This window comes from Johannesbaptistia floridana, from assembly GCF_057440575.1.
This window is the reverse complement of sequence record NZ_JALKVM010000224.1, coordinates 1-13,003: the sequence shown is the minus strand read 5'-3', so window position 1 is coordinate 13,003 and position 13,003 is coordinate 1. Positions and strand designations below refer to the sequence as shown.

The window sequence follows — 13,003 nt, the reverse complement described above, 5'->3', positions numbered from 1 at the left end:
CCATTAACTGGTAAAGGCTGGCAATTTTGAGCAGGTAATCTCAGAGCGGTTTCGTCACCTCAACCCAACCTACAAGCTCTAGCATCAATACTTTTGTACTAATAGCCAAGAACATAGGCGCATAATTAATGACTTTTTCTTTATTTATAGCACCTTTTGAGATTTATAAGTCTTTGATTCGCATCATGACTCCACAACTAGCTACTTATGTGTAGTTTATAAATCAGTTTTAAGTACGGAAAAAAGAAAATAGTTAACTTCGTGGTAACATCCTAAACCTTTCTGGTGTTGAAGTAATATTTCAAGCAAAATATAAATCAAATCAACAACAGGATTATAGAAACTATGGAAAAGATTCATAGCTTAAATCAGAGAAAATTTATATTTTTTAAGCCTGTGGTTATACCCATCTGGTTAAAAGTTGAGATAGCCAAGACAATCTCCTTACTTATTCCGGGAAGTTGTCCGTTTTCGCGAAACATTACCGTGTTTAAACATACTATAGATATTCCACCAATTTGTAAGCTTAACCCCTTTTACAGTCATTTAGTTGCTTTGCGTTTTAAAGCTTTAACTTACTTGGCGGAGACAAAAATTAAATTTTATGCGAGGAATTGGTCATGAATACACTTACTATACCACCATTGGCTAATGTTTTAGGATTTTTAGCTTTAGCCGCCTATATTCTTACAGTAATGCCCACGAATCTGAAGGTTGTGTTTCCTAAGACCAGACAGACTACTACTGTGAAAAAACTTTTCAAATATCGCCGAATTATTGGGATAGTAGCGTTTTTCTTAGCTTTAATGCACGGATTTCTCCTAGTCAAGAAAAGAGATTTTGACTTTTTTGATCCTCAAACCTATTGGATTTATATACAAGGAGTAGCCACATTTATCATTTTCACCCTGTTAGCGATTACTTCCAATGACTGGAGTATAAAAAGACTGAAAAAAAATTGGAAGCGGTTACATACCTTGACATATCTAGCCATGTTTCTGTTAACTTGGCACGTGTGGGACAAAATGGCAGAACATTGGAGTCATTTAACTCCCATAGGATTAGGAGCAATTATTACTATCAATATTTTATTTTTGCTGCGACGTCGAATCGAAGGGCAGAATCAACAGAAAAAAGCACAAAATTCCCTATCTTCAAAAAAACTTGTAGACAAGAGAACATAAATGATGAAAAAGATGAAAAAAATATTAGGAGTCTTAGCGATCGCCACGTCAGTAACCTTAATCAGTGGTCATGCTAAGCTATTACCCCAATCTCAAACAGATAACTTTCCCAAAAAAACCGAAGAATTTCTTGAGCTAAAAGGTCACGACACCTGGATCTACGCTCTGGCAGCGAGCCCCGACGGCAAATACCTAGCAACAGGGAGCTACAATAAGCAAATCAAGATTTGGAGCCAAACCGATGGCAGTTTACTTCACACCATCAAAGGACATGGTGATGCAGTAATCAGTCTTGCCATCAGCCCCGACAGTAAATGGTTAGCCAGCGCCAGTTGGGATAATCAAGTTAAACTGTGGAATCTAGAAACAGGACAACTAGTTCACACCTTTAGAGGACATAGAGATGATGTAAGAGCGATAGCAATCAGTCCTGATGGTAAATGGTTAGCCAGCAGTAGTGCAGACAGGACTATACGTCTTTGGAACTTGCAAGATGGTACAGAGATGGCTAGATTTGCGGTAGGAGATCTAGTCAGATCCATTGCTATTAGTCCTGATGGTCAGGTAATCTTGAGCGGTAACGAGAGCGGTAAGATACAGATGTGGCGACAATCTGATGGAACTTTACTCAAAACCGTAGAAGCTCATTCAGCAGCCATAAACTCCCTAGCCCTTAGTTTCGATGGAAGCATGTTAGCAACTGGCAGCAAAGATAAAACCGTAAAACTTTGGGATATCCAAACTCTTGAACTTTTAGAAGATTTGACCCTTCATTCTGGAGAGGTTTGGTCCGTTGCCTTCAGTCCTGATGGTAAAACATTAGCCAGTAGCAGCTATGATAAAACTATCAAATTATGGAGAGTATCTGACGGTGAGCTTCTAGAAACTTTGAGAGGACATGACAAAGCTGTGAGATCTGTAACCTTTACTGATAATGGAGCAATGATAAGTAGTGTTAGTGCCGATGGAAGTATAAAACTTTGGTCTTTAAACAAATAGTAACATTAAGTTTCAACTTGGGAGATTATATTTTATTATATTAAAAGCCTCCCTTTTTAAGCTATGCTTTATAAACATCTTTCTTAACATAAAACTTGACAAAAACACCAACTTGTGGGTGAGTGCTTTTTCAGATTTTGTTTAAGAAAATAATGTATAAAAAAATACATTATTTGGCAAATTAAGTAATTTTACTTAAAACCCCTCTCCCTGCTCCGGTGCTCCCTGCTCCGGTGCTCCCTGCTATACAAGGGTTTGGCGAGTTCCTTATAAAGCATAGCTTTTTAAGGGGGGTCAGGGGGGATCATCAACATATAATAATTCAAAATAACTCCCGACCTATCAGAGTACAAAAATAACTGAATTTTAAAAATTCCTATTATTATGTCAGAATCCTATGAAGAAATCTCTGTCCATAATGACTTATCACATTTTTATCCTAGTGGTTCACTACCTCTAGACTCTCCTTTTTATCTAACGCGCTCTCCCGCTGAAGAAAAGATTTACAGAGAAATTAAAAAACCGGGAGCATTGGTAAGAATCAAAGCACCAAGAGAAATGGGTAAAACCTCACTGTTGCTTCGAGTTTTAAAGAAAGCCCAAGACTTAGGTTACCAGAGTGTTAGCCTGAATTTGGAACAGTTTGACAACGAGAAATTAAGCAATTTAGACCAATTTCTACGTACTTTATCAGCTAATGTAGCTCGACAGCTCAAACTCGAATCAAGGATACGTGGGTATTGGGATGAAGATATGGGAAGTAAAATTAACTGTACCTTGTACTTTCAAGATTATCTATTAGAATCAATTGATAGTCCCTTGATTTTAACCATAGACGAAGTTAATAAGATTTTTGAATACCCAAAAGTAGCTCAGGATTTTTTGCCCTTGTTGCGCTCTTGGTATGAAGAAGCTAAACGACTTCCTATCTGGCAAATGCTGCGCTTAATTGTGGTTCATTCAACAGAAATTTATGTTCCCCTACAGCTTGACCAGTCTCCTTTTAATGTAGGTTTACCCATTGAGCTCAACTGCTTTACCGAAGAGGAGACAGAGAGTTTAGCCAATCGCTACGGATTGAAGTTGAATTCTTCACAAAAAACCCAGCAACTAACCGCAATGCTTGGAGGACATCCAGCTTTACTTCAAATTGCCCTCTACCATCTTAGTCGGGAGGAGATAACCTTGGAGGAATTGCTAGATGGTTCTCCCAAGGCTTTAAATCTTTATGAAAATCATCTCCAGCGTCATCGGCTAATTTTAGACACCCAGAAGGAATTAAAAAAAGCCCTTGATAAGGTTATGAATGCTACTGAACCAGTGGAATTAGATCACATAGTTAGTCATAAATTAATTAGTTTAGGACTAGTTAAACGTTCAGGATCTGGAGTAGTAGCTAGTTGTGATTTATATCGTCAAGCTTTTAAACCTGAAGGAGGCGGTCCAAAAAGAGGAAGGCTTCTCACACAAGTAGGATTAGAAAAACTACAAAAAGCTAAATCAGAGCACGAATGGCAAAACAATAACGGCAAAAAATATACCTTTGAAGAGTTGAATGAGCTTACTGGTCTTTCGATAGATACCCTAAGAAAGGTTTTTACCAATGAAGTTCCAGTTGATCAAAGTACGATTAAGTCTTGTTTCCAAGCTTTTAATCTATCCCTGAAACCAATCGATTTTGATTATCCCAAGTCATAGTTCCACAAATATTTTAGGAGTGCTTTTTATGTCAGTTGATATCAATAAATTCAGAAGTTTAGGTATCGAGAATACTCAAGTTAATAAATTTGACACAGAAGTTTACTTTGGAGATTGGCCTGAACATTTGTCGGGTCATGTTTTTCTAGTTGGACCTTTTCATCGGGATTTAGACCGCCATTTATTTGTAGGAGAGGGGGTGATTATCCGCTGGGATTTAAAAGTTGAAAATTCCAAAATCAGAGTCTCCACTCATAAGGTAGACACTTGGGATAGTTTTTGGCGTGAGATTTATCCCATCAATTTTGTCAAAGGGTTCTTTCCTGCTGTTTTATCTCCTTTTGGTGTGTCGGAAATTGCTAATACCGCAGTAGTTAACATGAATGGACGATTAATACTAACAGCAGATGCCGGGCGATATTGGGAAGTAAATCCCGTCACCCTAGAGACTATTACCCCCATAGGCTATTTTGAAGAACACGTTGTTTCTATTCCCATTTCATTTTTTCCGTTGGTGGCAAATACCGCTCACCCTGTTTATGTTCCTAAATTAGAAAATCCCGGAGAAAAAGAACTTATTACTTGTGAATTAAAATCTAAACCACGTCCAGGAAAACTCACCCGGGACATGGTAAGCGATGTGTATATTATTCGTTGGGATGGAAAAAGTGAATTAATCCATCGGAAACTAGAGGGAGTTAAACTCGATGGAACTCCCCATACTACTATAGTCACAGAAAAATTTATCTTAATACCGGATATGCCTTTTCAAATAGGAGTAGCGATGCTTTTAGGGCTAAATACTCCCCCTGAGGAGGCTTATCCAAAGACACAAATTTATATTGCTAGTCGTGAAGCCCTTGTAGAAAGCAAAACAGAAAAAGCTACCCTTCCATCCCGACTCATCACTTTTTCTGGCGATAGTTATCACTTTTTGTGCAACTATTATCATATTGACGAGGAAATTACTTTAGTCGCTATACAGCAAGCAACCATTAGCGTTGCTGATGCAATTAAATTTGGTGATGTCAAACATTTTAGTGGAGAATCATACTATTTAGACGAAAAATATTTTGGTATTCCTTGGATGTTCGCTTTTGACCCAGGTGTATTGCGTAAAGTCAAAATTAAAGAGGACCTGATGATTCAGGAAGAAACCTTTATTCATCCTGGTTGGTTTTCAACTACACTCTATACGGCAGATTCACGAGAATTTAATGATAAAAAAGGATATTCGGCTATTTATCAAGTTTATGTGGGCTATCATAGGGATTTTATCTCCAGGCGTCAATATCTTACCTTCCGCAATCACCCAAACCGTATTCTCCAAGACGAACAACTGCCAAAACAAGATTTACCCTCAGTATTAGCTAAAATACCTTTGGATCTAGATTGGGATCAATTAACCGCTAAAATTAAGATAGAACAACAAGAAAATCATCAAATTCATGTATCTCATTTGGGACAAGAACTTCTGGATTTTTGGGTTCTAGATGATGAATCGGTTTTCGACAGTATTCAATTTATTCCTCAAGATGCAGGATATATTTTTGTTACGGTTATAACACCAAAAAACCAGCCAGATGAAGCTTGGTTATTCGCCTCTGATAATCTCAAACAAGGTCCCATCGCTAAACTTCGGTTACCTCATAATATACAGTTAGGCTACACTCTTCATTCAGAATACTTTGAAAATATTTCCCCACGAACATCTACTTACACTGTAGATAGACTAAAATCAGCTTTGGGAAGCATCACAAAGGTTCCACAGGAATTTTTACTAGATTTATATGAACAATTTTTTAACCAAGGATAAATTAAGTTAAAGATGATTAACCTAAGTGGATATCGAATTTCATCTCAAATTTATGAAAGCTTAAACTCAGAGGTATATCGAGCTGTAAGTTGTTGTGATAATAATCCAGTTATTCTCAAAGTTCTTAAACAAAACTATCCCAACACTCAAAAACTTACTCACTATAGACAAGAGTATAAGACAATTCTTAATCTCAATTTTCCTGAGGCTATCAAAGCTTACGGTTTAGAAAGCTATCAGAGAACTTTGGTTATTATCTTAGAAGATTTTGGGGCTATCTCTCTCAAACAATGGAGTGACGGAAAATCTCTAACTATAGAGGAATTTATCCCTATTGCTATTAAGATAGTAGACCATTTGGGTAAAATTCACGCAGCTAATATTATTCACAAAGACATTAATCCCGCTAATATCGTCTTCAATAGTAAAACGGGAATTTTAAAAATAATTGACTTTGGAATCGCTACTTTACTCAAACAAGAAAATCTCAGCATATCATCTCCCCAAATACTTAAGGGAACTTTAGCTTATATTTCTCCTGAACAAACAGGAAGAATGAATCGTAGTTTAGATTATCGCACGGATTTTTATTCTCTAGGGGTTACTTTTTACGAATTACTCACGGGGAGATTACCCTTTGAAACTAACGATACTTTAGAGTTATTGCATTGTCATCTTGCCAAAAACCCTGAACCACCCCATGAAATTAATCCAGATATTCCTCCAGTTATCTCTAATATAGTTATGAAATTGATGACAAAAGGTGCCGAAGAGCGATATCAAAGTACTCGGGGTATTCAAGCTGACCTACAAGAATGTTTAAGACAGTTAGAAACTACAGGAGAAATTCAAGATTTGGCGATCGCCACAAAAGACATAACTCAAAATTTTCAGATTTCTCAAAAACTTTATGGTAGAGATGAGGAAATAGCTCAACTCCTAACAGTTTTTGAGAGAGTAGTCGCGAGAGATTTAAACCCAGGACAAACTGAGCTGATGTTGGTTACCGGCTATTCGGGTATGGGTAAAACAACCTTAGTACAAGAACTGAATAAGCATGTTATCAGAAGGCGCGGCTATTTTATCTCTGGTAAATTTGATCAAGTTAGAGATAATATCCCCTATTCTGCTCTTGTGAGTGCTTTTACTAATTTAGTACAACAACTTTTAGGAGAAACTCACACACAGCTTAATCAATGGCGGACCGAGCTTTTAACAGTGCTTGGAGTTAATGGTAAGGTAATTATTGATGTAATCCCCGAAGTAGAATTGATTATTGGTGAACAACCTAATTTACCAGAATTGGGGGTGAAAGAAGCACAAAATCGCTTTAATATTATCTTTAAAAATTTTATTCAGGTCTTTTGTTCATCAGAGTATCCTTTAGTTCTATTTCTTGATGATTTACAATGGGCAGATTTAGCTAGTCTCAAGTTACTAGAAATTATTATTGAAGCAAATATAAACTATTTATTTTTGATTGCCTCTTATAGAAATAATGAGCTTCATGTCAATCACCCTTTGACAGGAACTTTGAAAAAGTTACATCAACAGGGAATAAAAATTAATGAAATTGTTCTTAAGCCTTTGACCATCACTCATGTAACTAATTTAGTCGCAGATACTTTAAAAAGTAAAATAAAATCAGTTCAACCTTTAGCCAAAGTAATTTGGGAAAAAACTAATGGAAATCCTTTTTTTCTTAATGAGTTTCTCAAAACTATAAAAACAGAAAATTTATTAGTTTTTAATAGTAACTTAAACAGTTGTTTGGAACCAAATAAATTAGGTGAATGTTGGCAATGGGATTTGAAAGAAATTCAGAAATTTCCCAAGACTGAACATTTAGTTACATTTATGATTGGTCGCATTCAAAAATTACCAAAATCTACTCAAAAAGCTTTAAGTATTGCTGCTTGTCTGGGGGCAGAATTTGACTTAAACATAATTTCTAATGTGTCAAAAACCTCTAAAGATGAACTATTTCAAAGTTTAAATCCAGCCATTAAATCAGGTTTAATTATTCCTTTATCTGAATTAGATGAAGAACTGTTATTTCAAAAGTATAAATTTGGACACGATCGCATCCAACAAGCATCTTATAAATTAACCAGTAGGGAACAAAAATTAGTGATTCACTTACAAATAGGTCGGCTACTGCTAGAAAACACGGATTTAAAAGATTTGCCAGAAAAAATATTTAAAATTGTGGATCATTTTAACTTGGGACATCAACTTGTTACTAAGGAAGAAGAACGCTATGAAATCGCTAAACTAAATTTATTAGCTGGTCAAAAAGCCAAGACAGCAAATGCCTATGCAGCAGCTATTAAATACTTGAAAATGGGTCAAAAACTCCTGGGAGAAAACTGTTGGGATAATAATTTTGAACTAGCATTAGCCATCTACTCAAATGGAGCAGAAGCTGCTTACTTAAGTGGAAATTTTGAGCAAATGGAAGATTTAATCTCCACAGTCTTAGGAAAAGTTAAAACTCTCTTAGAAAAAGTAAAAATTTACGAAATTAAATTGGAAGCTTACCATGCTCAAAATAGACGCTTAGAAGCAATAGCCATGGCTCTTCCTCTCCTTAACAACTTAGATTTGATCTTACCAGAATCACCCCAACTCTGTGATATCGAGGCAGAAATGCTGAAAACTCAAATATATTTAGCAGATAAAAACATTGGGGATTTAATTAATTTGCCTAAGATGAGGGATCCTAAACAATTAGCAGCCATGAGAATAGCTAGTTCAATATTTTCTTCGGTCTTTATCACTGCACCTCAACTACTGCCAATCTTAATTACTAAACAGGTTAACTTATCTCTTCAACAGGGAAACACCCCTTTGTCTGCCTTTGCTTATGTTAACTATGGACTAATTCTCTGTGGACTTGCAGAGGAATTCCACAAAGGCTATCAATTTGGACAGTTAGCTTTAAATATTACCCATAAATTCCAAGCTGAAGAACTTGTCCCTAGGGTGGTTGCTGTATTTTATGCCACTATTAGTTTTTGGAAAGAACCTCTCAAAAACTCTTTAGAACCAATTCAGTCTGCCTATGAAAAGGGATTAGCTATGGGAGATTTATATTATGGAACTACTTGTGCCTATCTCTACGCTTTTCATTCTATCTTTGCAGGTAAAGAACTCACGGAACTAGGAGCAGAAATAACAGCTTATGAATTAGCTTTAAGCAAACTTCAAAACCAAAATACTCTCAATTATATAAGAATTTACGGTCAAGTCTTATTAAACTTAACTGGTCGCTCACAACAACCCTGTAGCTTGATAGGAGATTTCTATGATGAAGAAATAACACTGCCGATTCATCTTCGGGAAAATGACCGCTACGCCCTTTGTGCTTTGTATGTTACCAAGTTATATTTATACTATTTATTAGAAGATTACGAACAAGCTATCAATAAAGCTACTATAGCTCAAGAATTTCTAGACGGAGCCACAGCAACTCTACTAGTTCCCTTATTTTACTTCTACTCTTGTTTAGCTCATCTAGCTGTTTATCCCTCTGTTACGAATACGGAACAACAGTTGATTTGGGAGAGAATTTCCCAGGGGCACCAAAAAATAGAAAAATGGGCTAATTTAGCTCCTAGTAATTTTTTACACAAATTTTACCTGATAGAAGCAGAAAAACACCGTATTCAGGGTTCTTATCTGGAGGCGATGGCATCCTACGACAAAGCGATAGAGGAGGCGAGCAAAAATGAATATATCAATGAAGAAGCTTTAGCCAACGAATTAGCGGCAAAATTTTATCTAGAATGGGGCAAAATAAAAATTGCTAAAACTTACCTAACAGAGGCTCACTATTTATATTCTCTTTGGGGAGCAACAGCAAAAGTTAGAGAATTAGAGAACAAATATTCTCACTTGTTAATCAAAAAATCTAGCCAGATACCTATAGATCCGAGAACGACAAATACTCTCGATACAGATGAGCATTCTAGGGAAATATTAGATTTAGCTACCATCATGAAAGCATCCCAGGCTATTTCCAGTGAGATAGTTTTAGAGCAATTGTCCACAACTTTGATGAAGATTCTTATAGAAAATGCAGGAGCTCAAACTGGCTATCTGATTTTGGTAACAGAAGGAAAGCTTCTAATTGAGGTTTGTGGTTCATTAGATGACGAGAAGATAACAGTTTCTAGGAAAATAGCCCCAGAAAACTGTCTCCCTACCTCAATTATTAATTATGTTGCCCATACTCATAAAACTGTTCTTAAAGATAACGCAGCTCAAGAGGGTATTACTAATGATTCTTATATTCAATCTCATCAAGTTAAATCCTTGCTCTGTACACCACTACTACACCAAGGACAAATTAGGGCAATTGTCTATCTGGAAAATAATCTCACCGTAGGAGCTTTTACTCAAGAAAGATTAGAACTTGTTCAACTTCTATCTAGTCAAGCGGCGATCGCTCTTACTAATGCGAAACTTTACACGGAGATTAGAGAAAAGGAAAGACAAGTGACTCAATTTTTGGAAGCTATGCCAGTAGGTGTGTTTGTGGTTGATGCGGAGGGGAACCCCTTCTACGCCAATCAAATGGCTCAAAATATACTAGGTAAAGGTATTATCAGAAATGCTACCAAACTTGATTTAACCAAGGTTTATCAAGCTTATATCGCAGGAACTAAAGAGTTATATCCTCCAGAGGAACAACCGATTTTACGAGCTTTAAAAGGCGAACCTAGCACGGTTGATGATATGGAAATTCACCAGGGTTTTAAAACTCTTCCCCTAGAAGTTTCAGCTACTCCGGTTTTTGATAAAAAAGGTGAAATTGTCTACGCTATAGCTGCATTTCAAGATATTACTGAACGTAAGCGTATAGAAAAAGAACGAATCCAATTTACCAGGGAGTTAGAAATCAAGAATGTAGCGCTACAAAAAGCAAAAGATGAATTAGCTCAATCTAACCGCACCCTGGAACAGAAGGTTTTAGAACGCACTCAGGAATTGTCGCAAACTTTGGAAATTCTTAAAGCCACCCAAGCTGAACTACTGTTTGAAAATAGCTTACTTAAGAGTCCTGAGGATTGTTCTGGGTTCGATTATCAAGTAGGGGGAAGTCTACCCATGGATGCTCTCACCTATGTAGTGCGAGCTGCCGATCGCCGTCTCTACAAAGCCATCAACCGAGGAGAGTTTTGTTATGTACTTAACCCTCGTCAAATGGGCAAATCTAGTCTCATGGTGAGAATGATGCACCATCTTCAATTTGAAGGCTTTATCTCCGCCGCTATAGACTTAACTCGCATAGGCAGTGAAAAAGTAACACCAGAAAAATGGTATAAGGGATTGGCTGTAGAACTATGGCGAAGTTTCGGACTACTCAAGAAGATTAATTTGAGAACTTGGTGGGCAGACCGTCAAGATATTCCCCTGATTCAACGCTTAAGTCAGTTTTTTGAGGAAGTATTGTTAGCTGAAGTGGGAGTGGAAGAGGGTATAGAGCCGAGACAACTAGTTATTTTTATTGATGAGATTGATAGTGTTTTGAGTTTAGATTTTACTGTTAATGATTTTTTTGCCCTAATTCGCTCTTGTTATAATCAGCGCAATCTTAACCCTATCTATAAAAGGTTAACTTTTGTCTTTCTTGGTGTAGCCACTCCTTCAGATTTGATGACCGATTATCAGACTACTCCTTTTAATATTGGTAAAGCTATTTATTTGGAGAGTTTTAGAGAACATGAGGCTCAACCTTTGTTGCAGGGGCTTGCTCAAAAAGTAAATAACCCCCAAAACACCTTGAAAGAAATACTCAGATGGACAGGAGGTCAACCTTTTTTAACTCAAAAACTCTGTCAACTTATCTCCAACTCTGCATCTACTGTTCCTGTTTCTGGTGAAGCTTTATGGATTGAAAATATAGTACACACTCAGATTATCGAGAATTGGGAATATCACGACGAACCGGAACATCTGAAAACTATTCGCGATCGCCTTGTGAATAGTCAGATTTCTGCTGAGTTACTCAAACTCTATCAGGAAATTCTTTCTGGAAAACAAATCCCCATGACAGATAGTCCAGTGTGTAAGGAATTACTCTTATCGGGTTTAGTCGTGAAAGAGCAAAACTCTCTCAAAGTTAGTAATCTTATTTATGAATTGGTTTTTAATGCTGATTGGATTGTTGACATGTTGACGTAATTGGAAATCAACCAGTATGCGATCGCTTCATCTCCAACAAAATCTCAAAAAGCACTGATTCACGTAAACCGTGAACTTATACATCAAGTGTTAGATTTACTGAAGAATGATTTTAATAGTTGAAAATACTGGGCTGAAATATGCAAACATGGCAAAATAAAAGTTAGAATCTTAGTATAAGTTTACAAAAAGCCCCCAATAATTAAAATGTTAGCTAACTTCAAAGATTTAGGAGAACAGACCCTCAGTAAAATTGCGGAGATGGCGATCGCCACTCAGTTAAAAGCAGATAAGCTAGAAGTCAAAGTCAAATCCAACCCAGAAAACTTAGCCAAAGGGGTTGTAGACTCACTGTCAATCTACAGTGAAGGCTTAATAACATCTAATAACCAACGTCTGCAAAAGATGAACATGACCTTCAAGGAAATTAGTGTTAATCCATTTCAAGCTTTAGTGGGTAAAATCAACTTAACTTCTCCTAGCGATGGTCAAGCTGTCTTTGAGTTAACTGAAGAAAATTTACAAGACTGGCTGAATCTAGTTAAACCAAAAACCTTTAGCAACATGAATTGTAGAATTTTACCTGAGGGAGAATTGGTATTAAATCTACTTTCACCTACTAGAGAAAATATAAACACCAGTATCAAACCGAGGGTGTGTCAAGTACGAAATAGTATTTTACTAGAAGATATTAAAGCAAATACTGCGATTGGGGAAATTTGGCATCAACAACTTTTACGACATACAGAAGCCTGTTTAAATTTACAAAATTTTCAACTCAAAGGTTTTGACCTCAAAATTCACAATGTAAAAGTAAACAATGGCAATTTAGTTATACAAGCCGATACTAAAATTACTCAATTTCGGTAATTATAGTCTGTGATTGATGTATGTATGGAAGGAGATATGATCCCCCTAAATCCCCCTTACTAAGGGGGACTTTTTTGGTGTGAATCTGTAGGTTGGGTTGACTCATACTCTTGCATTTTTTCCAAAAGTTTGTAGCCTTGGGATGGGCGCAAGCCAGGAGATGGGCGCAAGCCGGGAGATGGGCGCAAGCCAGGAGATGGGCGCAAGCCAGGAGATGGGCGCAAGCCAGGAGATGGGCGCAAGCCAG

The 13,003-nt window shown here is 36.8% G+C and carries 7 protein-coding genes and 1 pseudogene; 7 read left to right on the top strand and 1 reads right to left on the bottom strand.

The genetic code is table 11. The annotated features are described in order from the left end of the window. Positions 1-345: 345 nt before the first annotated feature. From MW688_RS14580 to MW688_RS14550, 7 genes are all read left to right on the top strand, one after another. The gene (locus MW688_RS14580; protein WP_486736741.1) at positions 346-624 is read left to right on the top strand and encodes a Mo-dependent nitrogenase C-terminal domain-containing protein; all 279 of its coding nucleotides are present in this window, start codon (positions 346-348) and stop codon (positions 622-624) included. Further along, complete coding sequence (locus MW688_RS14575; protein ID WP_486736740.1) at positions 621-1,184, top strand: ferric reductase-like transmembrane domain-containing protein; 564 nt, start codon at positions 621-623, stop codon at positions 1,182-1,184. Before MW688_RS14580 ends, MW688_RS14575 begins: the two co-directional genes overlap by 4 nt. 12 nt (positions 1,185-1,196) lie before the next feature. Next, positions 1,197-2,183 (top strand): WD40 repeat domain-containing protein, encoded by a 987-nt coding sequence (locus tag MW688_RS14570; protein ID WP_486736739.1) that lies wholly within the window; start codon positions 1,197-1,199, stop codon positions 2,181-2,183. Between the two features lie 384 nt (positions 2,184-2,567). Then, positions 2,568-3,881 (top strand): AAA-like domain-containing protein, encoded by a 1,314-nt coding sequence (locus MW688_RS14565; protein ID WP_486736738.1) that lies wholly within the window; start codon positions 2,568-2,570, stop codon positions 3,879-3,881. A gap of 28 nt (positions 3,882-3,909) precedes the next feature. Continuing rightward, positions 3,910-5,697, top strand: coding sequence for a carotenoid oxygenase family protein (locus MW688_RS14560; RefSeq protein WP_486736737.1), 1,788 nt, complete (start codon positions 3,910-3,912; stop codon positions 5,695-5,697). Between the two features lie 12 nt (positions 5,698-5,709). Beyond that, positions 5,710-11,886, top strand: coding sequence for an AAA family ATPase (locus MW688_RS14555; protein WP_486736736.1), 6,177 nt, complete (start codon positions 5,710-5,712; stop codon positions 11,884-11,886). A gap of 207 nt (positions 11,887-12,093) precedes the next feature. Further along, positions 12,094-12,756 carry an LmeA family phospholipid-binding protein gene (locus MW688_RS14550; protein ID WP_486736735.1) on the top strand — a complete coding sequence of 221 codons (663 nt, stop codon included), beginning with the start codon at positions 12,094-12,096 and terminating at the stop codon, positions 12,754-12,756. A 59-nt stretch (positions 12,757-12,815) separates the two neighbouring features. Here the strand turns inward: MW688_RS14550 and MW688_RS14545 are convergent. Continuing rightward, positions 12,816-13,003 (bottom strand): annotated as a pseudogene (locus MW688_RS14545) (hypothetical protein); the annotation flags it as partial.

Bases quoted from the DNA above. Each gene is read 5' to 3' on its own strand.
- MW688_RS14580 (WP_486736741.1), top strand. From the start codon at position 346: ATGGAAAAGATTCATAGCTTAAATCAGAGAAAATTTATATTTTTTAAG.
- MW688_RS14575 (WP_486736740.1), top strand. From the start codon at position 621: ATGAATACACTTACTATACCACCATTGGCTAATGTTTTAGGATTTTTA.
- MW688_RS14570 (WP_486736739.1), top strand. From the start codon at position 1,197: ATGAAAAAAATATTAGGAGTCTTAGCGATCGCCACGTCAGTAACCTTA.
- MW688_RS14565 (WP_486736738.1), top strand. From the start codon at position 2,568: ATGTCAGAATCCTATGAAGAAATCTCTGTCCATAATGACTTATCACAT.
- MW688_RS14560 (WP_486736737.1), top strand. From the start codon at position 3,910: ATGTCAGTTGATATCAATAAATTCAGAAGTTTAGGTATCGAGAATACT.
- MW688_RS14555 (WP_486736736.1), top strand. From the start codon at position 5,710: ATGATTAACCTAAGTGGATATCGAATTTCATCTCAAATTTATGAAAGC.
- MW688_RS14550 (WP_486736735.1), top strand. From the start codon at position 12,094: ATGTTAGCTAACTTCAAAGATTTAGGAGAACAGACCCTCAGTAAAATT.